This window comes from Enterobacter sp. T1-1, assembly GCF_000710795.1.
Taxonomy (GTDB): Bacteria; Pseudomonadota; Gammaproteobacteria; order Enterobacterales; family Enterobacteriaceae; genus Enterobacter; species Enterobacter cloacae.
Genome location: NZ_JALW01000026.1, coordinates 21,993 through 47,244 on the forward strand (window position 1 = coordinate 21,993; position 25,252 = coordinate 47,244).

27 protein-coding genes and 3 pseudogenes are annotated in these 25,252 nt (G+C 49.3%); 7 read left to right on the plus strand and 23 right to left on the minus strand.

Features of this window, described 5'->3' with window-relative positions:
• Nucleotides 1–32 precede the first annotated feature (32 nt).
• On the minus strand, nt 33–1,289 hold the full coding sequence (gene hemA, locus AK59_RS0110740; RefSeq protein WP_013096232.1) for a glutamyl-tRNA reductase: 1,257 nt from the start codon (nt 1,287–1,289) through the stop codon (nt 33–35).
• 201 nt (nt 1,290–1,490) lie between these two features.
• Between hemA and lolB the strand changes: the two genes are divergently transcribed.
• The 4 genes from lolB to dauA all read left to right on the plus strand — a co-directional run bounded on the left by lolB (nt 1,491) and on the right by dauA (nt 5,968).
• On the plus strand, nt 1,491–2,102 hold the full coding sequence (gene lolB, locus AK59_RS0110745) for a lipoprotein insertase outer membrane protein LolB (protein WP_029882734.1): 612 nt from the start codon (nt 1,491–1,493) through the stop codon (nt 2,100–2,102).
• A complete protein-coding gene (gene ispE, locus AK59_RS0110750; protein WP_020690900.1) occupies nt 2,099–2,968 on the plus strand; it encodes a 4-(cytidine 5'-diphospho)-2-C-methyl-D-erythritol kinase in 870 nt (289 codons plus the stop codon). The genes lolB and ispE overlap by 4 nt, the downstream gene beginning before the upstream one ends.
• Before the next feature lie 127 nt (nt 2,969–3,095).
• Nucleotides 3,096–4,043 (plus strand): ribose-phosphate diphosphokinase, encoded by a 948-nt coding sequence (gene prs, locus AK59_RS0110755; protein WP_003856663.1) that lies wholly within the window; start codon nt 3,096–3,098, stop codon nt 4,041–4,043.
• 245 nt (nt 4,044–4,288) lie between these two features.
• Complete coding sequence (gene dauA / locus AK59_RS0110760) at nt 4,289–5,968, plus strand: C4-dicarboxylic acid transporter DauA (RefSeq protein ID WP_029882736.1); 1,680 nt, start codon at nt 4,289–4,291, stop codon at nt 5,966–5,968.
• Here the strand turns inward: dauA and AK59_RS0110765 are convergent.
• A complete protein-coding gene (locus tag AK59_RS0110765; protein WP_029882737.1) occupies nt 5,954–7,012 on the minus strand; it encodes a MerR family transcriptional regulator in 1,059 nt (352 codons plus the stop codon). The two genes, dauA and AK59_RS0110765, sit on opposite strands and share 15 nt — an antisense overlap.
• Nucleotides 7,013–7,136: 124 nt before the next feature.
• A complete protein-coding gene (ychH, locus tag AK59_RS0110770; RefSeq protein ID WP_013096227.1) occupies nt 7,137–7,412 on the minus strand; it encodes a stress-induced protein YchH in 276 nt (91 codons plus the stop codon).
• A 273-nt stretch (nt 7,413–7,685) separates the two neighbouring features.
• Between ychH and pth the strand changes: the two genes are divergently transcribed.
• Both pth and ychF read left to right on the plus strand, forming a co-directional pair.
• Entirely contained in the window at nt 7,686–8,270 is a 585-nt protein-coding gene (pth, locus tag AK59_RS0110775; RefSeq protein WP_013096226.1) for an aminoacyl-tRNA hydrolase, read from the plus strand.
• A gap of 126 nt (nt 8,271–8,396) precedes the next feature.
• Entirely contained in the window at nt 8,397–9,488 is a 1,092-nt protein-coding gene (ychF, locus tag AK59_RS0110780) for a redox-regulated ATPase YchF (protein ID WP_013096225.1), read from the plus strand.
• A 54-nt stretch (nt 9,489–9,542) separates the two neighbouring features.
• Here ychF and AK59_RS0110785 read toward each other — a convergent pair whose 3' ends face one another.
• The 10 genes and pseudogenes from AK59_RS0110785 to AK59_RS01000000123680 form a co-directional block, all read right to left on the minus strand.
• Nucleotides 9,543–9,836 (minus strand): YciI family protein, encoded by a 294-nt coding sequence (locus AK59_RS0110785; protein ID WP_029882738.1) that lies wholly within the window; start codon nt 9,834–9,836, stop codon nt 9,543–9,545.
• Nucleotides 9,837–9,935: 99 nt separating this feature from the next.
• Nucleotides 9,936–10,301 carry a hypothetical protein gene (locus tag AK59_RS1000000124415; RefSeq protein ID WP_072007028.1) on the minus strand — a complete coding sequence of 122 codons (366 nt, stop codon included), beginning with the start codon at nt 10,299–10,301 and terminating at the stop codon, nt 9,936–9,938.
• Nucleotides 10,302–10,317: 16 nt separating this feature from the next.
• A complete protein-coding gene (locus tag AK59_RS0110790) occupies nt 10,318–10,698 on the minus strand; it encodes a hypothetical protein (protein ID WP_029882739.1) in 381 nt (126 codons plus the stop codon).
• A gap of 83 nt (nt 10,699–10,781) precedes the next feature.
• Nucleotides 10,782–11,258 carry a hypothetical protein gene (locus tag AK59_RS0110795; protein ID WP_029882740.1) on the minus strand — a complete coding sequence of 159 codons (477 nt, stop codon included), beginning with the start codon at nt 11,256–11,258 and terminating at the stop codon, nt 10,782–10,784.
• A gap of 26 nt (nt 11,259–11,284) precedes the next feature.
• A complete protein-coding gene (locus AK59_RS0110800; protein WP_029882741.1) occupies nt 11,285–11,767 on the minus strand; it encodes a hypothetical protein in 483 nt (160 codons plus the stop codon).
• A 145-nt stretch (nt 11,768–11,912) separates the two neighbouring features.
• Nucleotides 11,913–12,158, minus strand: a complete 246-nt coding sequence (locus tag AK59_RS0110805; RefSeq protein ID WP_014832286.1) for a hypothetical protein — start codon at nt 12,156–12,158, stop codon at nt 11,913–11,915.
• A 174-nt stretch (nt 12,159–12,332) separates the two neighbouring features.
• Nucleotides 12,333–12,737, minus strand: a complete 405-nt coding sequence (locus tag AK59_RS0110810) for a hypothetical protein (RefSeq protein ID WP_029882742.1) — start codon at nt 12,735–12,737, stop codon at nt 12,333–12,335.
• A gap of 187 nt (nt 12,738–12,924) precedes the next feature.
• Nucleotides 12,925–13,242: pseudogene (locus tag AK59_RS1000000125375) on the minus strand (RHS domain-containing protein); the annotation flags it as partial.
• Nucleotides 13,243–13,501: 259 nt separating this feature from the next.
• Nucleotides 13,502–13,708: a hypothetical protein gene (locus tag AK59_RS0110820; RefSeq protein WP_029882743.1), complete on the minus strand. Its 207-nt coding sequence runs from the start codon at nt 13,706–13,708 to the stop codon at nt 13,502–13,504.
• Between the two features lie 137 nt (nt 13,709–13,845).
• A complete protein-coding gene (locus tag AK59_RS01000000123680; protein WP_231501493.1) occupies nt 13,846–14,079 on the minus strand; it encodes an Imm26 family immunity protein in 234 nt (77 codons plus the stop codon).
• 186 nt (nt 14,080–14,265) lie between these two features.
• Between AK59_RS01000000123680 and AK59_RS1000000125455 the strand changes: the two are divergent.
• Nucleotides 14,266–14,346 (plus strand): annotated as a pseudogene (locus AK59_RS1000000125455) (hypothetical protein); the annotation flags it as partial.
• 43 nt (nt 14,347–14,389) lie between these two features.
• Here the strand turns inward: AK59_RS1000000125455 and AK59_RS0110830 are convergent.
• The 10 genes and pseudogenes from AK59_RS0110830 to AK59_RS0110870 form a co-directional block, all read right to left on the minus strand.
• Complete coding sequence (locus AK59_RS0110830) at nt 14,390–14,833, minus strand: DUF6386 family protein (RefSeq protein ID WP_029882745.1); 444 nt, start codon at nt 14,831–14,833, stop codon at nt 14,390–14,392.
• Nucleotides 14,834–14,993: 160 nt separating this feature from the next.
• Nucleotides 14,994–15,234: pseudogene (locus AK59_RS1000000125460) on the minus strand (RHS repeat domain-containing protein); the annotation flags it as partial.
• 80 nt (nt 15,235–15,314) lie between these two features.
• On the minus strand, nt 15,315–15,812 hold the full coding sequence (gene comJ, locus AK59_RS0110835) for a competence protein ComJ (RefSeq protein ID WP_029882746.1): 498 nt from the start codon (nt 15,810–15,812) through the stop codon (nt 15,315–15,317).
• A gap of 712 nt (nt 15,813–16,524) precedes the next feature.
• Complete coding sequence (locus tag AK59_RS0110840) at nt 16,525–17,523, minus strand: hypothetical protein (RefSeq protein ID WP_013096206.1); 999 nt, start codon at nt 17,521–17,523, stop codon at nt 16,525–16,527.
• Complete coding sequence (locus AK59_RS0110845; protein ID WP_029882747.1) at nt 17,523–21,911, minus strand: RHS repeat-associated core domain-containing protein; 4,389 nt, start codon at nt 21,909–21,911, stop codon at nt 17,523–17,525. The genes AK59_RS0110840 and AK59_RS0110845 overlap by 1 nt, the downstream gene beginning before the upstream one ends.
• Before the next feature lie 3 nt (nt 21,912–21,914).
• On the minus strand, nt 21,915–22,355 hold the full coding sequence (locus AK59_RS0110850) for a DcrB-related protein (protein ID WP_029882748.1): 441 nt from the start codon (nt 22,353–22,355) through the stop codon (nt 21,915–21,917).
• A 75-nt stretch (nt 22,356–22,430) separates the two neighbouring features.
• On the minus strand, nt 22,431–23,507 hold the full coding sequence (locus AK59_RS0110855) for a hypothetical protein (RefSeq protein ID WP_029882749.1): 1,077 nt from the start codon (nt 23,505–23,507) through the stop codon (nt 22,431–22,433).
• Nucleotides 23,508–23,510: 3 nt separating this feature from the next.
• Nucleotides 23,511–23,951: a hypothetical protein gene (locus AK59_RS01000000123685; protein WP_231501494.1), complete on the minus strand. Its 441-nt coding sequence runs from the start codon at nt 23,949–23,951 to the stop codon at nt 23,511–23,513.
• Nucleotides 23,952–24,066: 115 nt separating this feature from the next.
• Complete coding sequence (locus AK59_RS0110865) at nt 24,067–24,549, minus strand: hypothetical protein (protein WP_029882750.1); 483 nt, start codon at nt 24,547–24,549, stop codon at nt 24,067–24,069.
• Between the two features lie 10 nt (nt 24,550–24,559).
• On the minus strand, nt 24,560–25,252 hold a 693-nt coding region (locus tag AK59_RS0110870; RefSeq protein WP_029882751.1), incomplete at its 5' end, for a type VI secretion system Vgr family protein.

Sequence of the window (25,252 nt, forward strand, 5' to 3'; positions counted from 1 at the left end):
TGCACCTTGTAATAGAAAATGGGTATAGGGCGCTATTCCAGCCCGAGGCTGTTGCGCAGAATAGTCAGGCGTTCATCGTCCCCGTCACGGGCAGCCTGCTGGAGTGATTTGGTTGGTGCATGGATCAAGCGATTGGTTAGTTTCCAGGCCAGATCCTGCATAATAGCGTGTGCGTCGCCGCCCTGTTCCAGAGCCGCTAACGCTTTGGCAGTCAGGTCATCACGCACCTGCTCCGCCTGACCGCGATATTCGCGGATGGTCTCGCTGACGCTTTGCGCGCGCAGCCAGGCCATAAATTCACTGGCTTCCTGCTCGACAATGGTTTCCGCCTGCACCGCTGCCGCTTTACGCTGGGCAAGGTTGTGCGAAATGATGCTTTGCAGGTCATCCACGCTGTAGAGATAGGCGTTGGCCAGTTTGCCAACCTCCGGTTCGACATCACGCGGTACGGCGATATCCACCAGAAGCATTGGCTGATTACGACGGGATTTCAGCGCGCGCTCTACCATCCCTTTACCGATAATCGGCAGCGGGCTGGCCGTCGAGCTAATGATGATGTCCGCCTCTTTCAGACGTTCGTCGATCTCGCTCAGCGCAATCACCTCGGCCCCGACTTCGTCTGCCAGCACCTGCGCACGCTCGCGGGTGCGGTTAGCGATAACCATCTTTTTCACTTTATGCTCGCGCAGATGGCGCGCCACAAGCTCAATGGTTTCGCCCGCGCCGACCAGCATCACGGTGACGGTCGACAGGGATTCGAAGATTTGACGTGCAAGGGTACAGGCCGCGAACGCAACAGAAACCGCACTGGCACCAATGTCGGTTTCGGTTCGCACACGCTTCGCCACGGAGAATGACTTCTGGAACATACGCTCCAGCTCGCTGGCTTTCAGATGCCCTTTTTGCGAATCCGCAAACGCTTTTTTTACCTGACCGAGAATTTGCGGCTCGCCCAGCACCAGCGAATCCAGACCACTCGCGACACGCATAAGATGGCTCACCGCATCGTTATCCTGATGCCAGTACAGGCTCTTACGCAGCTCGTCTTCGTTGAGATTGTGGTAGTCGCATAACCAGCGGATCAGCGCTTCATGCAGGTTATCCTGCTCTTCCACGCTTAAGTAAAGCTCGGTACGGTTGCACGTCGAGAGCACCACCCCGCCCTGCACCATCGGTTGTGCAAGCAGGCTATCCAGCGCCAGGTCAAGCGTATCCGGCGAAAACGTGACGCGTTCTCGCAGCGAAACCGGGGCGGTTTTGTGGTTGATGCCGAGTGCTAATAGGGTCATGTTGAGCGGGAGTAGTACCAGCGTTAATAAGGTTAGCAAGACGCATCATACAGGATGCGCGAGATCAATAAAAGAGACTGCCCCCTTTCGGAGTAATAGGTTACTCAACGCTTTGAGATAATTTGAACGTAGACGGTGACACCCTTCAACGCTAGCATTAACAGTTATAACTGCAACGTATCTCAAGGATTTGTCCTCATTATGACCCGACTGATTCGCCTGCTGCCGCTGGCAGCACTGGTTCTGACCGCATGTTCTGTCACTCAACCAAAAGGCCCGGGCAAAAGCCCTGACTCACCACAGTGGCGTCAGCACCAGCAGGACGTACGTAATTTAAGTCAGTACCAGACCCGCGGCGCGTTTGCTTATCTCTCTGACGAACAAAAGGTTTATGCCCGCTTCTTCTGGCAGCAAACGGGGCAAGATAACTACCGCCTGCTGCTGCTGAACCCGTTGGGCAGTACCGAGCTGGAGCTTAACGCTAAGCCGGGTGAAGCGCAGATCACGGATAACAAAGGCCAGCACTACACCGCCACCGACGCGGAAGAGATGATTGGCAAACTGACCGGAATGCCTATCCCGCTGAACAGCCTGCGCCAGTGGATCCTGGGCCTGCCGGGTGACGCCACCGACTACACCCTGGACGATCAGTACCGTCTGAGCCAGGTGAACTACACGCAGAACGGTAAAACCTGGAAGGTGGTGTACAGCGCCTATGACAGCAACAGTAAACCGTCGCTGCCATCGAATATGGAGCTGACGCAGGGTAACCAGCGCATCAAGCTGAAAATGGACAACTGGATCGTTAAATGATGACCCACTGGCCCTCTCCGGCAAAACTTAACCTGTTTTTATATATCACCGGCCAACGTGCTGACGGGTATCACACCCTGCAGACGCTGTTTCAGTTTATCGATTATGGCGACACGCTCTCGATTGAGCTGCGTCAGGACGGGCAGATCTGTCTGCTGACGCCGGTGGAAGGCGTAGCGCATGAGGATAACCTGATCGTGCGCGCCGCGCGTCTGCTGATGAACGCAGCGGCTGACACCGGGCGCTTGCCCGCCGGGAGCGGTGCGGATATTCGCATTGAGAAGCGTCTGCCGATGGGCGGTGGGCTGGGTGGCGGTTCATCCAATGCCGCGACCGTCCTGGTCGCCCTGAATCATCTCTGGGGCTGCGGATTGTCAACGGATGAACTGGCCGCGTTAGGGTTAACGCTGGGGGCGGATGTCCCGGTGTTTGTGCGCGGTCATGCAGCATTTGCTGAAGGGGTGGGTGAAATCCTCTCCCCGGTTGAACCGCCGGAAAAATGGTACCTCGTAGCCCATCCAGGCGTCAGCATTCCGACTCCGGTCATCTTCAAAGATCCTGAGCTGCCACGCAATACCCCGGCGCGGTCAATAGAAACGTTATTAAATTGTGAATTCAGCAACGATTGCGAGGTTATCGCAAGAAAACGTTTTCGCGAGGTTGATGCGGCGCTTTCCTGGCTGTTAGAATACGCGCCGTCGCGCCTGACTGGTACAGGGGCCTGTGTCTTTGCTGAATTTGACACCGAATCCGCCGCTCGTCAGGTGCTTGAGCAAGCGCCGGATTGGCTGCATGGTTTTGTAGCGCGCGGGATGAACACCTCCCCCCTACAGCAGGCCATTCTGGCGCAGACTGAGTTTCGGTGACAACGTCACCCTGTTCCAGACGTTGCATCGCGCTCTTTAATACACCGCCTGGATAGCATTTCGCCTGGCCCCGCACAGTTTGCGGCGAACGCTATCCACCACTGGACGCATGCCTGAGGTTCTTCTCGTGCCTGATATGAAGCTTTTTGCTGGTAACGCCACCCCGGAACTAGCACAACGTATTGCCAACCGCCTGTACACTTCCCTCGGCGACGCCGCTGTAGGTCGCTTTAGCGACGGCGAAGTCAGCGTACAAATTAACGAAAATGTACGCGGTGGTGATATTTTCATCATCCAGTCCACCTGTGCTCCAACGAATGACAACCTGATGGAATTGGTTGTTATGGTCGATGCCCTGCGTCGCGCTTCTGCAGGCCGTATCACTGCTGTAATCCCTTACTTTGGCTATGCCCGCCAGGACCGTCGCGTCCGTTCCGCGCGTGTGCCAATCACCGCTAAAGTTGTCGCGGACTTCCTGTCCAGCGTTGGCGTTGACCGCGTACTGACCGTTGACCTGCACGCAGAGCAGATTCAGGGCTTCTTCGACGTCCCGGTTGATAACGTATTCGGCAGCCCAATCCTGCTGGAAGATATGCTGCAGCTGAACCTGGACAACCCGATTGTGGTTTCTCCGGACATCGGCGGCGTGGTACGTGCCCGTGCTATCGCTAAGCTGCTGAACGATACCGACATGGCAATCATCGACAAACGCCGTCCGCGCGCTAACGTTTCTCAGGTGATGCACATCATCGGTGACGTTGCTGGCCGTGACTGCGTGCTGGTTGACGACATGATCGATACCGGCGGTACGCTGTGTAAAGCCGCTGAAGCGCTGAAAGAGCGTGGTGCCAAGCGCGTGTTCGCGTACGCGACTCACCCGATCTTCTCCGGTAACGCGGTAAACAACCTCCGTAACTCCGTCATTGACGAAGTTGTGGTATGCGATACCATCCCACTGAGTGACGAGATCAAGGCACTGCCAAACGTGCGTACCCTGACCCTGTCCGGGATGCTGGCCGAAGCGATTCGTCGTATCAGCAACGAAGAATCCATCTCTGCAATGTTCGAACACTAATCGAACACGGCCGAAAAACCCGCTGCGGCGGGTTTTTTTGTTTCTGATATTTATTAATGCTCTAAATAATTCGGGTTGCAGGAAGGCGGCAAGTGAATGAATCCCAGTCACTTACTTAAGTAAGTGACTGGGATGAATGAGCGCAGCCAACGCATCTGCAGCGCGAAGTATGACGAGCAATGATTAATGCCTCCTTCACCTGCCATTGATATGACAGATGATGCGCATACGGATGATAGATAATTGTGAAAAACATCACTTCCTCACATGTTCTGCCCTTTCGCGCCCTCATCGACGCATGCTGGAAAGAGAAATACACCTCGTCACGCTTTATCCGTGACCTGATTGCCGGGATCACCGTTGGTATTATCGCCATTCCGCTGGCCATGGCGCTGGCGATTGGCAGCGGCGTGGCTCCACAGTATGGCCTGTATACCTCGGCCGTCGCCGGGATCGTGATTGCCCTCACGGGCGGTTCGCGTTTCAGTGTGTCCGGCCCTACCGCTGCTTTTGTGGTGATCCTCTATCCGGTATCACAGCAGTTTGGTCTGGCAGGCCTGCTGGTTGCCACGCTCATGTCTGGCCTCTTTTTGATTCTCTTTGGCCTGGCCCGCTTTGGCCGGCTGATTGAATATATTCCCCTTTCCGTAACGCTGGGATTCACCTCCGGGATCGGCATCACCATCGGAACGATGCAAATTAAAGATTTCCTGGGGCTGCAGATGCCTCACGTTCCTGAGCACTATCTGCAGAAAGTGGGAGCGCTGCTTATGGCTTTGCCCACGGCCAACCTGGGCGATGCCGCCATCGGGATCGTTACGCTGGGTACGCTCATCGTCTGGCCGCGCTTAGGCATTCGTCTGCCTGGCCACCTGCCCGCGTTGCTGCTGGGCTGCGCGGTGATGGCCATCGTCAACATGTTTGGTGGTCATGTCGCCACCATCGGCTCACAGTTCCACTATGTTCTGGCGGACGGTTCTCAGGGCAGCGGTATTCCTCAACTGTTACCACAGCTGGTTCTTCCCTGGGATATGCCCGGCTCCAGCTTTACCTTAAGCTGGGATTCGCTGCGCGCACTGCTGCCCGCCGCCTTTTCAATGGCGATGCTGGGGGCGATTGAATCTCTGCTCTGCGCCGTGGTGCTTGATGGCATGACCGGTACCAAGCACAAAGCCAACAGCGAGCTGGTCGGCCAGGGCTTAGGTAACCTCATCGCTCCGTTCTTCGGCGGTATTACAGCCACCGCAGCTATCGCCCGTTCTGCGGCCAACGTGCGCGCGGGTGCAACCTCACCGGTTTCGGCGGTTATCCACTCCCTGCTGGTGATCCTCGCGTTGCTGATCCTCGCGCCGCTGCTCTCCTGGCTGCCGCTATCTGCCATGGCCGCCCTGCTGCTGATGGTGGCCTGGAACATGAGCGAAGCGCATAAGGTGGTGAACCTGCTGCGTCGCGCACCGAAAGACGACATCATCGTCATGCTGATCTGTATGTCGCTGACCGTGCTCTTCGATATGGTGATCGCCATCAGCGTCGGCATCGTGCTGGCTTCCCTGCTGTTTATGCGCCGGATCGCGCAGATGACGCGCCTTTCCCCGGTAAACGTGGAGGTGCCTGATGATGTGCTGGTGCTGCGGGTAATCGGTCCGCTGTTCTTCGCTGCGGCGGAAGGCCTGTTCAGCGATCTGGAATCCCGCATTGCGGGCAAACGGATTGTGGTGCTGAAATGGGATGCCGTACCGGTGCTGGACGCCGGTGGGCTGGACGCCTTCCAGCGCTTTGTAAAACGTCTGCCGGAAGGCTGTGAGCTGCGGGTGAGTAATCTGGAATTTCAGCCGCTGCGCACTATGGCGCGCGCTGGCGTGCAGCCGATCCCTGGCCGCCTTGCCTTCTATCCCAACCGCGACGCCGCGTTAGCGGATCTGTGATTCATCTGATGCGGAGAAACGTCTCTGCATCATTATCCCTATCGCCTGCTGGAGCCATTCAAGCACAGCAGGCGTCATCCACGTCCCTTTCATCAGATACGGCTCCTGCTGCATAGCAGCGCGAAACTTTTGCTGCGTCTCAGGGTTTGTTCCTGCGTATGACTGGAACAACGCCAGCCAGGTTTCAGCCAGCTTTTGCGCCTCGTCAGAGGCGGGGTCGAGATTTTCCCGCTGCGCCTGGTGCAGCTTCGCCACCAGCGGCGGCCACTCCATCATGCGGTCAAAGTAGTGTTTCCGTGTAAAAGCCATCTCATCGGCAGAGAGATACTTTTCCCAGATGGCCAGCTTCGATTCGGCAAACGCCCGCGTGATGTAGTCGGTCATCTCGGCGGTGATGCCCGTTTGCTCACGCATTTGCGGCTCGACGCTGTGCATCTCGTTCAGCCGGGTGAGAAACTCCGGCTTGCCGGCAGTGTCCTGCTCCAGGCGCTCCATCCAGCGCGTCGCAAGATCCATCGCCCGCGGGTCAGAAACGGGTATGTGCTGTTCCAGCAGCGTGTTGGCCTCGGTAACCAGCCCTGACCAGACAGCCGCCAGCGCATCTTTCTGCACCGCAAACGGCAGTTGCTGTAGCTCTTCTTTGCTAAACCAGCGATCGTACATATTCATTAACTCCAGAGTCTGTAGCCAGGATTCCAGATCGGGCGTTTCATCGCCGGTAAGCCCGGTGCGCAAGTCCACCAGCCTGTCACGCAGCGTGTTAATGCTGCGCAGCTGTTTATCCAGCAAACTGATTTGCGCATCGAGGAGTTCCGTTAACGAAAGCGACTCCTGCTCCAGAAAATCCCTGATTTCAGCAAGCTCCAGCCCCGCTTTTGCCAGTGCCTGAATCATATGCAAGCGCTGTACATCCGCCAGATTATAAAGCCGGTAGCCTGCCGCGCTTCTGGCAGAAGGTAGCAATAACCCTGTTTGCTCATAGTGATGCAATGTGCGCACGGTGATCCCAGCGCGTTTTGCCAGTTCACCCACCTGAATCAACATAACTGCTCCTTTTATTTTGCCAGTGACGCCACTCTGGTGCCTTACGTTACGTGAGGGTCAACCCCTCAGGCAAAAAAAAACGACCCCATCTGGAGTCGTTTCAGTGTTCTTTATTCTATGCGCACTAGCTGTGCTTATGCTGGTCGCGGCGGCAGCGTTTGTCGTAATGGCGCACCCACCAGTATTTATCACACACTTCCTCATGACCGCTCACACGCGCCCCGGCGAGCCACAGTACCGCCCCCAGGAAGATGCTCAATACCGCACCATGCGCGAAGTATTGTGGGAGATCAAGCTGCGGCAATTGGTTTAAAATTGAATAACCCACACCGGCTACCATCACGAACAGCCCCAACCCCATCAGCACGTTACCGAGTAACGAAGCGTTTTTGCGTTTCATATGTCACCTCCGGAACTTTGGGTTGTAGGGAATAAGTCCCTATTCCTTGTGTGTAAAGTATAGACAACGCCCCTTTTATGAGTTGCGTCAATGATCACAATTACAGATTACTCCCAAACAAAAATTTACAAATAACGCATTGAACAGCTTGAAATTCTAATTGTTCAAATAAGTAATTATTCGTATTTCGCTGTTAAGGTCGCAGAATTTTGTCAAGCGGCGCGCCAGACAGTAAACTACGCGCCAGATCTGGAACCCATTAGGAATTGAATCGTGACGATTAAACTGATTGTCGGCCTCGCCAACCCAGGCGCAGAATACGCTGCAACCCGCCACAATGCCGGGGCCTGGTACGTTGATCTGCTGGCCGAACGGTTACGTGCTCCCCTGCGTGAAGAACCAAAATTCTACGGGTATACCTCACGTATCAATCTCGCCGGTGCGGATGTGCGCCTGCTGGTGCCTACCACCTTTATGAACCTGAGCGGCAAAGCCGTGGCGGCAATGGCAACGTTTTATCGCATCAATCCGGATGAGATTCTGGTTGCTCACGATGAGCTGGACCTGCCGCCAGGGGTGGCAAAGTTTAAACTGGGCGGCGGCCATGGCGGACACAACGGTCTGAAAGATATCATCAGTAAGCTGGGTAATAACCCGAATTTTCACCGTTTGCGCGTAGGAATCGGCCATCCGGGCGATAAAAACAAAGTTGTTGGTTTTGTGCTGGGTAAGCCCCCGGTTTCTGAGCAGAAACTGATTGATGAGGCGGTAGACGAAGCGGCGCGCTGCACTGAAATCTGGCTCAAAGATGGGTTAACCAAAGCGACAAACCGCTTACATGCTTTCAAAGCGCAATAATCTGCCCGATACGGCATTTTTACCGCGCGGTAGGCGGGTTACGTGTATAATAGGCGTAGTTATTTACTTTTCATCAGTCGGTTATCGTTAACGGATTGATTATCAAGATATTAAGGTGATTTAGAAATGGGATTCAAATGCGGTATCGTCGGTCTGCCAAACGTGGGCAAATCCACCCTGTTTAACGCGCTTACCAAAGCGGGTATCGAAGCGGCGAACTTCCCGTTCTGTACCATCGAGCCTAACACCGGCGTTGTACCAATGCCCGACCCACGTCTGGACCAGCTCGCGGAAATCGTGAAGCCGCAGCGCATTCTGCCAACCACCATGGAGTTCGTGGACATCGCGGGCCTGGTGAAAGGTGCATCCAAAGGTGAAGGTCTGGGTAACCAGTTCCTGACCAACATCCGTGAAACCGAAGCGATCGGTCACGTGGTGCGTTGCTTCGAGAACGACAACATTATCCACGTAGCAGGTAAAGTAAACCCGGCGGAAGATATTGATGTAATCAATACCGAGCTGGCGCTGTCGGATCTGGATACCTGCGAACGTGCGATCCACCGTATCTCCAAGAAAGCCAAAGGTGGCGATAAAGACGCCAAAGCCGAATTAGCGGTGCTGGAAAAATGTCTGCCACAGCTGGAAAACGCAGGTATGCTGCGCTCTCTTGACCTGAGCAAAGACGAGAAAGAGCTTATCCGCTACCTGAGCTTCCTGACGCTTAAGCCAACCATGTACATTGCCAACGTGAACGAAGACGGTTTTGAAAATAACCCGTACCTCGATCAGGTTCGTGCTATCGCCGAGAAAGAAGGTTCTGTCGTTGTTCCGGTTTGCGCCGCTGTAGAAGCCGATATCGCCGAGCTGGATGACGAAGAGCGAGACGAGTTCATGGCCGAGCTGGGTCTGGAAGAGCCAGGTCTGAACCGCGTTATCCGTGCAGGTTATGCCCTGCTCAACCTGCAGACCTACTTCACCGCTGGGGTGAAAGAAGTGCGTGCGTGGACTATCCCTGTTGGCGCAACGGCTCCACAGGCTGCGGGCAAGATCCACACCGATTTCGAGAAAGGCTTCATCCGTGCGCAGACTATCGCGTTTGAAGACTTCATCACCTACAAGGGTGAGCAAGGCGCGAAAGAAGCCGGCAAGATGCGTGCTGAAGGGAAAGACTACATCGTTAAAGATGGCGATGTGATGAACTTCCTGTTTAACGTCTGAGTCGATATGAATGAAAAAAATCCACGCTTTGGCGTGGATTTTTTTATTGCGCGGTCAAAACACATTGGCTAAGCGTTCTGTTTTCATGCTGGGTTCAAAAGGAATGATGTCAGCCGTCGCAAGCTTTAACCTCTGAAACGGATCTTCGCGTAGTCGCTCTTCAAGTGAGGCAAGACTCTCACATTTAGCGAGAATGACACCACCATTTCTTGGGACCCGTCTTCCGGATGCGAGGAAAATCCCCTCTGCATACCCCTTTTTCAGCCACTCTATATGTGCTGGTATCGCTGCATCAATCTCTTCGAGTGGTCTGATATAGGTTAAAATGACAATGTAAACCGTGCTCATCCTTTGCCTCTCAGTTGTGTTTTAGCCGCTTGTTGAAATTGCTTATGCAGTCCCTCTTTTGCCACCCGGTTATGGTTATCATTTTGGGCACATTTGATCTTAATATGCAGGGCCTGAGCAAGACAACGCGTTACGCGTCATATCCCAGGAGTAAAACCAATCATGCCAGCCGTTTTTTTTTGCTGGATAGCTACTGACAACGACCACTTCCTTTGACAGGTTGAATGTTAAGTAATAGAAAGTCGCGCCTTCAGGAGGTGCAGAAAAAAATAGTTTTTCGCCCTGAGCATTGAAGATGGTTAAAATGGTTGGTAATGGCTTTGGTTCGCTTAACGCAAAAACTAACTGGCGTGTTGAGTCGACCATTGCATAGTCTAAAAATGGTATATTAACCAGTATGTTACTTTCACCACATACCCATTGAAGCAGGTCATTCTCTTTACTACAACTGAGATTTTCAATCATTGGCAAACCTCAACTTTTAAAGTTTGAACTGTTTCAAATCACCTTCAAAAAGCCCCACAAGATAAACCCGGTATCGGGCTGGCTGCACTTCTTTATACGTTAATACAGTAGAAAACTCTTTTAAACACTTTGAACATGTGTTTTGCGAAACATTTAGTTGGCTGTCATCGTAAATATATATATTATTGTCACTGACGAGCTTCACACCTCTCATTTTCTTAACCAGGAAGTATTTTACCTCTTCAGAAAGCAAGTCAAACTCATATGAGTTCACGATGGAATAGGTTATTGCACCCTCGCATTCAGGGCATGCTATTTCTGTGCCATAATCTATAAAGTCATTATCTATGCCATCCAGGACTAATATTTTCTTTTTCAGTCGATTAGTTATTTTCATTTCCTTTAAACTTTTGAATTTATTAATAGACAAGTAAAGTGAGAAGAAAACGGGGCGATTTATTAATCACTAACGTTATTTAATCAAACATTCCATTCGATATAAATACCACAATCGAAGCTTTTTTCATTAGACTGTACAATAATTCTTCCCCATTCATGATCCCATTGAATTCCATATGGGGGAGTGATAATTTTAAGTTTGTGGTGTGAGGTTATTTCACTCTCAATCCATGCTGTCAAGCGTTGTTCTTCTTCAGATAAATTACTCAAATTGGCTCTTTTATTCCAATCTCCTAAAGTTTTATAAAAATTTCCATTCTTACTTGTAAGGAATATTGAAGGGGAAAAAGAAAACACTGAAGGCCTCAGTTCGAAAATGAAAGTTTGATCTTTCCAGTCTATATTATCAATAGAGAAGTAATAATGGCCTATTGTCGTAAATGGCGAGAATAACTTGTAAAACTCCGAATTTTTAAACGTCTCTAAATCCTTTAATTCAAGGGGGTGGTTATCAATGGCCACTAAGCCACTATTAACATCAAAATGCATTTCTAACATATCTAAACCACCTTATCTGAAAGTGACTATGTTATATTCCAAACTATATATATCCCATGATTAAATGATTTTATCTCATATGAGACGGAAACCCGTCCCCATTCAAAGCGCCATCTCATCATGTCTGTTTCCGTGGTATCAGGCGTTTCCAGGTTTAATGATTCTTTCAGCCAATCAGACAAGCTTTTCACTGAGTCATTAAGCATATGAATATTAGTTCGCGCATTCCAGTCATTTAATGCGTTATAGTATTGACTATTTTTATCAACAAGATGAAGCATAAAAGGAAATCCATAGCACACTGGACGTATAGTAACTTGAAATTCTTTGTCGAAAAACGCTACTGAGTCAACAAGGTAGTGATTCGGCATGATTTTATTTACAGCTTTGCGCTTGATTAATTCGTGGTATAAACCACTCTTACAAAAGCCTTCTTCAGTATCCATTCCCAAAGGCAGATCATCAAATTTCAGATCACCGGTAATCGGATTTAAATTTAATGCAATCATGTTCCCCTGCTTTACTTTTGACTGTCTAACAAGATCTTAATGATATATTCGACTTAACATGATAACAACCATATGACGAGAATTTTCCGTGTACAAATCAAATTTGTTATAACATTTATAATTACATGCGCATAACAATAAAGTCTTATTGCCAATGGTGCAATAAGTCAATCCACATTTCTTTTTCCCCTGCGCTAACTTTTATGCCATCTCTATTTTGTTTTACATACTGCATGTATGTTTCATAAATAGCTCTTATCATCACCGTTTTTTCAGAGCGAGATCCTTCAATCAAAGTCATTAGTTTTTCCAAATAAATTGATGAATTCACTCTTTCGTTGAAAAAAACATTGAGGTAATCTAGTACTTCATTATATGAATCGTAATTCATGACCGGCTTCTCTGATTTCTTATTCCGATTTATTTTAGCATATCCAATTTCTGGTATGCGCCTAAAACTGTGTTTCCATTTTCCAAAGGAGCCATGTATGCAAGTGTAAATTCATACCGGAACGCTACGCATGGAGATTCTGGTTGGTCTGTACACCAGTTTAAGCAATAAAGACTAATCATTTTCTATGTCAGGAGGAGGAGTCGTAATGCCAAGAACATCTCGCCCAAATCGAATATCTTCGTCGGTTTTCTTTTTTAACTTAAGGATTATAACACCCAGTGGAGCATTATTTTTATCTGAATAAATTTTAAAGGAAAATAACTTAGTTCGGATATTAATTACTAAGACAGTTTCTTCATCAAAATTTTCAAGAGCAATAATTAATTCATCAAGACCTTCTACCTTCAACCCTGTAAGTTTTTTATTATTTTTATGCGCTTTCATTATTCGCAACTCATCTTGAGTATTGTTTATAAATGATGCACATTGAACATTATTATTTTTATTTAAAGAAGAATTATATTCATTCGGTATTTTTTCTCGCGCATAATCAATAAGTTTATTATCATTTATCATGGTAACATCACCTCAATGTAGGCTCTTAAAAGTCCTTTCAGAAAGATTTCACGTTCCTTAATGCATCAAACCACCACGAATCACCTTGTGAAGGAGTCTATTGAAAGTGCAGTGTCTATATCCGATCCATGCAACCGCGCTGTCATCTCTCTTCATTTCTGTACCTCAGAGTAATCGGCCAGGTCAAAAAATACCGAAACTGATTATCGTGCAACCCTGTCTCACGATGCAGGAGTTCCCCCTGCATCCGCATGTTCTGGGAATATCCTGATCCCTGCGTCTCGCTCTCGCGCAGCAGCTTGCCCCAGGCACTGTTCCCCCCTTCCCAGCGCACCTGCCCTTCAATATCCACTATCCGCTCCGACATGCCGTTGGGCTGGCAGTGGAACCAGAAGATCGCCGGTGCATCATCGCCGTCAATACGCGCCAGCGGATCGTAGCTGTCCTGGTCGCTGTAGACTCAAACCATCGGTACGTTCCCGTGCATCTCGTGCAGCAGGCGGTAATGGGTTATTTTCTCAATCGCCCCTTAGAGTGGATTATCATCAGCGGCGAACAGTTAGTGAATAAAATAAAAAGAAAGACATCAAGCGTAATGCGTGATATATAAATTAAAAGCTGTAATTAATCTTTGTACTATCCTTCACAGATAAGGATTGGGACGAGTCAAGAGTCATTTATCCTGTCCGAGGCATCAACCTGTTCATCGTCCAAAAAAATGTCACAAACCACCTAACTAAAGTAATTTTCCATTTAAATGTTAGTCAACAAAAATAAAAGTAAATATCACGTATCAAAACTCCATCCGCTTCATCAACAGTTCTTGTTTTGACTTTATTAAATTCAGCTAAAATACCTTTTACTGGCACTTCAGGCATTGATATGTCTTCATAAAAAGCTTCCTGTTGGCTTTCCCGAACATATTTTTTCATTAAATAAACAAGATTCTCTCGTAATTCTTTTTCTGTCATCACTTTTACTCCGGATTTATACTATCTTACAAAAAAAAGAGATTACCTCCTGATGTCGATGGTAATAGCATAACCTAAGTAAAACAATACAGGATATTAATTTAAATAACAATCTTGCCAGTTTTGCTTATAAAAATTTATTGCCATACATTGAACAACTGCCTCCATATCTCCTGTTCCTCATGAGTAAGGACTCTATAAGTTAGTGAACTTTTCTCTTCAAACTCCTCCGTATCCTGTATTGATAAAATGCAGAAACCTATTGCTTGCTTAAACTTTTGCTTTGGAGCAAAAACAACCTGGCAAAGCGCATACTTCCCATTACTCATTGGAATGACAAAGATGTCACCCTCTTTATATTTTACTTTCATAAGCCATTCCCTTTCCGAATTGATAACGCATCTTTCAATACTTCCCCACCCCAATCACTACCATAACCTGCAATATCATATTTGCTTCGTGTGGTAAGCAGCCCCTGCGTGCTGCTTGTTTCACGGTGGAGTTAGTCGCGGGTATAAGGACAGCTTATTGAGGGTAAGATTCAGCAAGGAGCGTAAGAGGCAGCCAGAATGTGTACTGAAGGTAAAGATTACATCGTTAATAATGGCGATGTGATGAACTTCTTGTTTAACGTTTGATTTGTTTTGAATGAAAAAATCCACGCCAAGGCGTGGATGTAACTCAGAGATAAACTCCTTCTTCTAATGAGTTTTCAGTAAATGTTGCTTTTGTAAAGGAAATTAGAACATCTGAGCCTTGCTTTTTATATTTAACTTCGTAACTACCAGGATCTAAAGTTATAAACTCACCTGATATAACATCTGAATCATCAGGCTCAAGATCTCCGCCCGTGATATCCTCTCCAGCCCCAACGAAAACCTTTCCAGAAGGTGCTTTTAAAAATAGCGACCCGGTATATTCATCAACATCATGCTTAATAAGTATTTTATAGACACCATCATCTCCAAGATTGAGAAATAATACATTCCCTTTATTTATTTCTTCAACTTCATCTTCTGAAAGACTCCACCAATCTGCATCATCATTAATTCTATGTTTTAATGACATCAAATCATAAATAACTAATGTTGCAGTATTTGTTTGTATGTTTAAAATTTTTGTCATTGCATAATAAAAAAGTGTTAATTTTAATAATGGGCACAATGAAAATCACCATCCGATGCCCAGATTGTCTAAGAGCATTATATAATGAGTTAATCATCACAAACTGCAATAAAATAAAAATACCATCACTCACAGCCAAAAAACTAAAGGGCCAGAAATCGGTTGGCTGTCCACCCAGCATCTGCTGGCGCGTTTTGCTGATGCAGCGTCCGAGTCGCGGGTCGTACCGATAGTGTCAGCGCGTCTGGCCGTTATCCTTCTCCACGGTGTGGCCGTGGATGTCATAACGCCAGCGGCGGGACCAGCGGTGCGGCAAAGGACATTGCCGGTAAAGACGTTCCGGCGATGCAGGCGACCAGGCGGTTGTACTCGCTGCGGGTGGTAAGCAGTTCCTGCGTGCGGAAGGGAAAGATTACATTGTTAAAGATATCAATGTGATGAACTTTTTTTAACGTTTGATTTGTTTTAAATAAAAAAAATACTAGTTTCTTTTAAATTTAAAAATACCTTCCTTGAGTGGACGATCTTTTATTCCCCCCCAAGGATCATCCAGCAAAAACTTCGCAGCAATTGCTTCTTTTGTCGGTACAAGAGTGAAATTATAGTAAATTTCATCCCCTTCACAAATCTCATAAAAGAGTGAATAAATTTTATCGGTTAAATCCAAACTTAAATCAAACTTCTCAGTTGCTGAAGCGACTTGCAGTTTATGTTGATCAGTAACGGTAAAGGGCACAACAATGCAGCGTTGAGCATTTTCATCCAATTTGAAAACGTTCTCTAGTTTGATGTTGACGTTTGCTCCAAACGCATCCTCTGGCAATGGATCGAATATAACATAATCGTTATGAAGAACCGCACCTTGAGAAACATTACCTTTTCCCCACTGGCTCATTTTTTCATCATAATCTCGGGAGCGTAACAATATTTGACTATTTGAGATCAGAAGATCAACAGAATTGATATATCCAAGACTCATTACACAAAACCCTCTTTTTCAATTCTTTTATGAATGTTAACATGTATATACTTTCACCTTGAACATTAATTTATTAAAAAAAGATAGCTAGTAATGCTTCGTGATGATAAATTCATGATGATATTTGACAATTTTTAGTCATTGTGAAGGATATGTTGTGTGTATGATTATTTTACAAAAAACTAATTATCTCAATTCATAACAGACCATGCCGATGTCGATTAAAGGTGCTGTGGTAAATATCCGTTCCACGTATGAGTAGTGTCGTCTCTTCCCATTTCTTTGCCTCAGCGTAGTCGGTGAGATCAAAATAAATACTATACATGCGCGCAGAGATCTAATTGGCAAACTCCCTTCGAATTTTGGCTAAAAGAGAGCTTGCCAGTTTCTTTGGTATTGCTCTATCGCTTCGGCATATTTTTGTCATGATGCAACTTGCTTCATTTTTCAATGATTTTAGTTGTAGATACTTGTATCTTCAAATATTGAGCATTATAAAAATTCATATGATGTTTTTTGTTAAGGAAATAATCCATAATATTAATAGAAGCATGCATTAAAGCACTGAATGAGGTATACACATTTTTTATTGGCAACGTGCGCACCGTAAAATTCTTAACCGGCCATAAGTTGGCCTTTGAGAATCGAGGGCTATTCTTCGGGTTCATTATTTGAACCCTAAAACCCTCAATTGTGGTCGAACATTAACATATTAAATCGAATATATTAAATTAAATAACTTCCTATCTTCACTTTCAAGTCCAGATTTATATTCATCACCAACTACCTTGAGTACTTTTTCTTCATCCACAAAAAAACCTCTGTATAATATAGCAGAAATTATTTTTCCAAATACTTCTGAAGAAATATATTTTTTTAAAGTTTTAAGATCTGCCAAATTACCTCTAACAATGTAATAAGAGTAATTCATTAGGATGAAATTTGATATTAGTAGATTCTTTGTAGATTGATACTTGTCAAAACACTGCTCCAAAGCTTTATATATTGTTTTTTTGGATTTTATATATGTATTAATAAAATTTTCAGGATCGCTAAGATAGCAATTCGCATCATTAAAAAACAGATGGTAATTGCTGTCATCGTGAGTAAATAGGAAATTCAATACCGATGATTGATAATGCTTTATAGACTTAATGTCTTCAAGGTTTTTCTTGTTTTCAAATTGTGCATAAAATTTCTCAAGCAATGACAATACTGATACAGCACCATGCTGAGTAGTATTTATACACAACCCATCATTAGTAATGCAAAGCAATTTATATGAGTCATCATCCATACCCATTTCAAAACACAAAAATTTTAAAAAGTAGTTTTTTGCTTTTATTGAGTAATCTTTCTTGTTATTTTTTAAAGAAACGAGCTGATATACATAAAACAATATAAAGATATCTTTATCTATACGCTGTCGGTTATCTATTTGAAACAGATAACCTAATCGAGAAAGGAGAACTTCAAATGCATATTTCTCACCATCACTTAAGTCTAACTTATTCAATGCACGCTGTAACGTAGCTTTAGGGAAACAATTTTGCCAACGACTTAATTCTGCATGCTTTCCATTTTCTTTTTTAAAACAAACGGGGAAAAGGTCCGGTTCATCCTGAATATAGATATATTTCCCAAAACTTTCAATCTCTGCTCTCGCATTAGTGAAGTGTTCAATTTTATGTAGAAACATTTCAAAAATCATTAAGTAATCCTCTTGCCACATTTCTTCCAATTACCTTTAGCATCTTTCTTTTCAATCTGGAATGAGGTAATTTTATCATTAAAACGAGCCAGGATATTTTTACCGATACCCTTTGCTCCTGGTTCATTTCTTTTTGAAAGAACGCCATCCATTAGGCCGGTCTCTTTATAATCAACCTTTGATATATCACTGTGTTGATTAAGAAGCTCAACCCCAGAATCATTTACAGTCATAACTGCACGATACTTTTCATTACCAGGGTTAAATCCTGGTCGACTATCATGATTAACCCATATGGCTTTATCGCCACGATTATTAGGAACCAATCCGCCTTTACCACCGCGTTCAGCAGCTGATGCAATCGCTTCATCTTTACTCATATAGCGTATAACTTCCTCTTGTTTTAATCCCAGAGGGTCTATTCGGGTTAGACTATTAGCACCATACTGGTAAAGATTTATCCCTCCCGCCAGCCCTATCGGGTCCTGCTGCGTAAACCGCCCGCAGTCCGGGTCGTAATACCGGAACAGATTGTAGTGCAGCCCTGTCTCACGGTCCAGGTATTGCCCCTGCATCCGCAGGTTCTGGGAATATCCTGATAGCTGCGTCTCGCTTTCCCGTAGCAGCTTGCCCCAGGCGCTGTTAACGCCTTCCCAGCGCACCTGCCCTTCGATATCCGTCATCAGTTCCGGCGTACCGTTCGGCTGGCAGTGGAACCAGAAAATCTCCGGGACATCAACGCCGTCAATACGTGCCAGCGGGTCGTAGCTGTCCTGATCGCTGTAGACATAGGTCAGCGGTACATCTCCGTGCAGCTCCTGCAGCAGGCGGAACCCTTCCCAGACAAACCGGGTGGTGACGGGCTTACCGGTTGGCTGTCCGCCCAGCATCTGCTGGCGCGTTTTGCTGATGCGGCGCCCAAGCAGATCGTAACGGAAGCTGACCTGCGTCTGCGGCCTGTTACGATCCCGCGGCTGGCTGATCACTTCCGTCAGGCGGTGTTCACCGTCGTACCGGTAGTGCCAGCGGGTCTGGCCGTTATCCTTTTCCACGGTGCGGCCGTGGATGTCATAACGCCAGCGAATGCCGTTCAGCTGCGTCAGACGGTTGTGCGTGATCTTTTCAGCAGATCCGTCGAGCGGGTTACCGGCCGCATCCCAGCGCCACTGCTCCTGCCCGGGCAGCGTGCCGTCCTGAACGAGCAGGCGCCCGGCGCTGTCGTACTGCCAGCGGTACCAGCTGAACGGATTATCATCCCGTTCTTCCCGTACCAGATTATTGCGGTAGTCATAATCCCAGCGGCGGGACCAGCGGCGTGGTGACGGGCGCTGGGCGTTACCGGTGAAGACATCCCGGCGATGCAGGCGGCCGAGACGGTCGTATTCGCTGCGGGTGGTGAGCAGCCCCTGCGTGCGGCTGGTCTCCCGGTGGAGTTCGTCGCGGGTAAAGTCGGATACCGACAACTTATCAAGGGCAATGCTGAGCAGATGCCCGCTGCCGTAGTAGAACTGTTTGAGTTCGCGGCCATCCGGCAGCGTAACGGAGGTGCGGTTGCCAAGGGCATCATACTGCCACGCCAGCTCACCGTGCTCGCCCGCTTCGCGGGTCACGCGACCAAGTGCGTCATACTCAAAGGAAAGCTCCTGCTCAGCCTCGGTACTCCACGCGTCGGCTGAAAGCGCCGGGTGCAGCCCAATCCGGGTCAACAGCCCTGACGGGGTGTAGTGGTAGCGGGTCTGCCCTTCCGGCGTAGTGCGGGCGACCAATTGCCCGCTCGCGCTCCAGGCAAAGGCGTGGGTGATGGCCTCCGGATGACTGGCAGCAAAGGTGCGCGCTATCGTGCGCCCACAGGCGTCGTAGCGATACTGCGAGGCCACACCATCGAGCCCCACCTCCTCCAGCAAGAGCGAGTCAGGCCCCCAGCGGAACTGATACACTTCGCCGTTTTCATTTTCAAGGGCAATCAGACGCCCTCTGCTGTCCCAGCGGCGGCGGACCTCTTCACCCTGGGTATTACGCGTGGCGGTTAAGCGTCCGGCCTCATCGTATCTGAACTCGCTTTCTTTCCCGTCGGCGCCAGCATGCTTCACCGGCAGGCCACGTTTGTTCCATTTTAGCGACTCTGTCCAGCCTTCCGGGCGATCGAGCTGTACCGGGCGCCCGGCAGCGTCGTAGCGATAACGCGTCTCTTCGCCGTCGGCGCCCGTCTCGGTCATCAACCAGCCCAGCGGATGATATTGGTAGCGGGTGGTGTGGCCAGAGCAGTCTGTCGCACGCACCACTTGTCCTGCTTCGTTGTACTCCTGATGGCGGCTGTTTCCGGCGGCATCCACCTCTTCAACGACCTGACCAAACTCATCCCGGCGCAGCAGCGTGGTCTGCCCCATTGGGTCCACCACGCGGTTCAGGCCGTGATGTTCGTCGTACCAGAACCGGGTAGCGCTGCCGTCGGCTTCAATGATGGCCGTCGGTAGCGCGCGGTGTTCAAGCCAGGTCGTGGTGCGGGCATTGCCGTCAGGGTCGATCTCCTGCACCCGGTTGCCCATCTCGTCGTAAACGAAGGTGACGGTGTTCCCGAGCGGATCAATGCGTTGCGTGAGGAGCTCGTTCTCATCCCACGTGTAGCGCCAGTTCTCGCCGCGCTCGTCAACGTAGCGGACGATCAGATTTTGCGCGTTCCAGTAGTGCTGACGTTTCTGACCATCGTAGTGTTCGACGGTGGTCAACCCGGCGTCAAGATCGTAGGTGAAGCGACAGCCATCCCCGGTGCTGGTGCGGTTTTCAACCACGCGCCAGTGGTCAAATTTTTTCCAGCGGTATTCACTTTCCAGCCCCCCCGGCAGACGATGCCAGACCATCAGGCCATGGTCGTTATAGCGGTATTCGCGGGTAACTACACCAGAGGCATCCGTCGCGCTCGCCAGCTGGCCACGCGCATCGTAACCCCATTGCATCAGCGGCCAGCTACGGCTGCCGTCAAAATGGCTGGCAGCGGTTACGCGCTGTGGGAACCGTTCGTCCTCATAGCGCAGGGTGACGTCTATTGCCCGCGGCTCATCGTGCAGACCGACCAGCCTGCCGTGCTCATCCCACTCTGTCAGCAGTGCGTTGCCGTATTCGTCGCTAAGGGAGGCCAGACGCAGAACGGATGGATTCACGCGTGTCGGTTTATACAGGCGCCACACCGCGCCGTCATCATCGGCTATCGCCACATCACCGCTCTCGTTGCAGCGGATGATGATACCCTCGCTGATGCTGTAGAATGCGCGGTCGACGGGTGGCAGTTCAAAGCTCAGCTCACGCCCGGTTTCGTCGAACCAGGTGGCATTGTTCTCTTCAAGCGTCAGATAACTGTCAAAGGTTGTTGCCCAGCCCAGGCCAAACAACCCTTCGCGGGTGGTCAGGCTGTTATAACTGCGCTGCCAGCGAAGCGGAAAACGCCCGGGCAGCGAGAAATCGAGCTCATCATCGTCATTCAGCACCTTCACGCCGGTGGCGGCATGAACCGGGTGCGAGGAACCAAATACGGCATTGACGGCCATATCGGCCAGCATCCCGCCCCCGGCTGCTGCCAGGGCACAGGGCATGTTTTTTAAAATCTTGCCCGGACGGCCGCGCAGCAGGGAGAGCGCAATCATCCCCAGTGCCAGCCCCGGCGTTTTGCCGCTCTTGATATCGCGAACCGTCAGCGTCTCGCCGCCGATGATCACATTCGGGGAAACGTCATCGGAAACGGTGCCTTCGCAGGTGGTGCGATCTTTGGCACGTACTGCCGGTTGTTCATTGATAAAGACGCTTTTAGAGCCTTCCGCCAGATACTGTGGTCCGGAGTGTTTTTCACACGCGACCTTATCCTCTTCCAGCGGCGATGTACCCGCCGCAGCGGAGGCCACGCTCGGCTGCCACATTTCGCTGCCGAACTGTCCGGCAGCAGAGAGCAACATGCCGGCGTAATCGGCAAAACTACCCGGTGACTGTGGCTCTGGGGGTGGCGTATCTGCGGGGGTCAGCGTTCCGGCCGCGCGTGCAGCGGGAAGGCTATTGGTGAGCACGTTGCTGGAGCCGGTGGTGATTTTACCTGCGGGTGACGGCGGGAACAGCGCATCACCCAGTCCCTCCGCGATATTACTGATATCGTCAGTAACACCCGCCAGGTTAGCCAGTACGCCGCCAACGATCCCGCTTAACAGGCAGCTGGATCCAATCGCCGCCACGCCCGCAGCGGCTGCCCCGGCCCCCAGCAGTGGTGCGGCGGCAGTTGCTGCCAGCCCTACCGCCGCGCCGATCACCGCGTAGGCGGCACCTTCCGCCACAATGCTGGTGATATCCGCGAAAATGCTGGAGTGAATAATCTCGTCACCCTTGCGGGCCGCGTTGTTATCGCTCATGCCTTACACATTCCGGTTGTCGTTAAGCGTCAAACTTTGCTTAAGCGCGCTCCAGCGCGCCTCGTCTTCTTCATTGAATGCTCTGAGTGCCGAGAGAGTAAAAATCATCAGGACCGGTTTACCCGGGGTCTGCACCGCCAGCTGTTTTTGCCACAGGCGCTGGCCGTTACGGTCAAACGAGGTTTCAACTTCCAGACCGTTGATTTTTCCGTCAGGACCGGCTTTTACGCGCTGAAATTCACTCTGGACGATCTCCCCCATCTGTGGGCGCAGCAGCTCCCACTGGCGGTGGAACTCTTTCTCATGATCGCTGCCATCCGGGATAACCCCGCGACTGACAACCACAGACAGCCCGCTTTCGTCATCGCGAATGATGTTCATCGTGTTATCCTGCCAGGCAGCAGGAAAAAGGGAAAACGAACCTTCCTGGAGGGTGTATTTCATAGGTGGACTCGGGATGATTAATATTGAAAGAAATAAAGTGTCCGGTTTGATTTGGCCTTTTGAACGGCTGTTTCGTTATTCAAGCCAGTGGCCCGACTGCTCAACCAAAATATGGCCGCCTTTGCTGACAACCAGTTTCAGTGGTGCATAGGTCACGGTATAGGTAACGTCCCCATTCTTATAGGTTGAGCCGGTTATTTTACCTGTGGGATCCTGAAGCGTTTTCCCCTTTAAGGAGGTCGTACTGTTATCACTTTTGCGAACGCCAAGATAATACATCTGGCCACACTCACTCTCGAAACGCCCGCAGTTATTTACCAGAGATATACTGAACTTATCGGTATCCAGCTTTCTGGTTTCAACGTTATGAACGGGAGCCGCTTTATTTAACGTATAACGCAGCGGAGCATAATAACGACCTTTTTGAGGAGGCGTGACTAAACGCCACGCCATTTTGCTTCCGTTAATTTCCAGAACGGCTCGTCCATCCACACCGCCAAACGAGGAGTCAAACTTAACGTTCGCACGATTGCCCGTGATAGCACCGCTTAGATTGTGTTCATCCTCTGCGGGACAATCGATGCGGTTTCCTCTCTGAGAGATATAGCAATATGACCCGGAGATACGGTCGCCTGATTCCGTTAAACGCAGGGTTAGCGTCGAGTCAGTGCCGAACGTGCCTGCCCACACCCCGTCAAACGTTAATTTTGCCTGGCTGTTCGTTGCAAAATGCATCGCTTTGAATCTGGCAGCCCATTGCTGAATATAAGCATTCACCACCTGACTATGATCAGATGACTGATAATGAATAACGTCTGACTCAGGAACGACCCAGGCCGTATAGATTTTGCCGTCAGGTTCAACGACCAAAGCTGACGCATTCTCCAGATAAAGATCGTTACGCCAGCCTTCAACAAACAGGCCTTCGCCTGAGGTTGAATGGGGTTCGCCAAAGACATCAAAATTGCTAATAAACGTCTCGTAATCGCTGCCCAGCGTCTTCCTGAGCGTCTCATTCACTTCGCTGTCGTTAACGATGTGGCCTACAGTATCGAGCCTATTGTATTGCGATAGATCAAGCTCGGCTGAAGTTTCAACTGAGCCCAGTAATAGCGCGGTGAACAATGCGCATGCTAAATTTTTCCTGGCCATAAATTACTCTTGGGCGCCATTATCGTAATTCATTGTTATTGTCACAACCTTGCTGTCTTTAATCCCGAACGAGAGAAGCTTGTTACCCAACTGATAAAAACACCATTGTTCCCCGGCATCATTTTCCATCTGACCCTTGCCATATGCATTACTGAGTTCCCTGGCTGTTGACCCTACATGAATACCGCGCGGTGTTTTGCCCTCCCCGGCGGTAAGGGTAATTTGCGATACGATATAATCGTCAACATTGCGTTCGACCTTATCCCACCAGAGATTGGAAACATAAATGTCAAGCCCCGTCTTTTGATGCTGGTAGAATTTATAGTGGGTTCCGTCAAAAGGAACCTCACCGACAAAATTACCTTCTATCGGCACCTCAATTTTACGCGCAACATCATCTGTCCATCTTTCGCCCAATTTGACAGTCTCATCTTCCATCTGCACAGTAAAATCCTAGTTAACTAAAACCGGCGGCATATTATGTGCATACACCACATAGCAGTTCAGAGAGGAAAATATCGCGGTAAAACGAAGAAATATTAAAATGTAATTTTTCACGTTAATCACTGCCCGCACTAATGACAACCGAGTCCAGACAATCAGGTTTATTTACGGAGAAACTGAAACTAGCCTTTTGTCCATTCATATCTTCTGACGCGGTATAGCTGGTCACTTCATTTCCGGAGCGGCCTCGGGGATAATCCGTTAACACCAGCTCCGGATAATGCTTTTTAACGGCATCGAGTGTGATGCACTGACCTGACGGGGAAAAATTCAATAACGGTGCCATGCCGTCGCGCTCTTTGCTTACCCGTAAATCAATCCCGGTAATGCGCATATCCTCTGCCAGCCTGACATCATCGGCATGATAGAAGTGAATGTATTCATTATCTTTCGTCAGCGTAAACTGCAACGGCAGATCATTAACACTGGTGTTGGATAGCGTTCTAAGTGAAGCACTCATCTCTGCAATCAACATCCAGAGATCTTTTTTCGTTGCGTGTCCTTCTGGCATGCCCATCGCTAATAACGCGACAAGCACCGCTCCAGCCTTAATCACCCTTGGTCGTGAATTTCGCCTGAACCGCCGCATCAATGTCTCCTTTGTGCCCCGCGCCCGGCGCCGTTGTGCCTGGCTTAGCGCCTGACGTATTGAGATGCAGCTTACCCCCCGTGGTGATATGACCATCCCCTTCAACGAAGAAGTTAAACTCTTTACCGATCAGGCTAATTTTGCCGTTAGCGTTAAGTTCAATCGCACTTTCACCTGACACCAGCCGCAGTTTGGTGCCGGAGGCAAGGACATACTGCTCCACCGCCGCATCCAGCTTTCCTTTGCCGGTCAGGATCTCGGTTCCGCCTTTTACCGCCTGGATCTGATTCGCTTCCACGCGATGCAGTTCGTTTTTCTTTACGTAATGGCTACGCTCGCCGCCAACGCTATGTGTTTCGTCATTCTTGATGCTGGTATCCATATTTCGCTCGGCCTGGATCCACACCTGCTCCGCCCCCGCCTTGTCCTCAAACCGCAGGGCGTTGGCGTTATCCACGGAGCCATCTTTCGTGCGGCTCATAAAGCCCATCTGCGTCGCCGCTGCCGGCAGCGCCCACGGTGGCATGCTGGCATCGTTGTACACGCGCCCGGTGATAATCGGACGGTCCGGGTCACCGTTGATAAAGTCCACCACCACCTCATCGCCCACGCGCGGGATCTGCACCCCGCCGTAACCCTGGCCCGCCCAGGC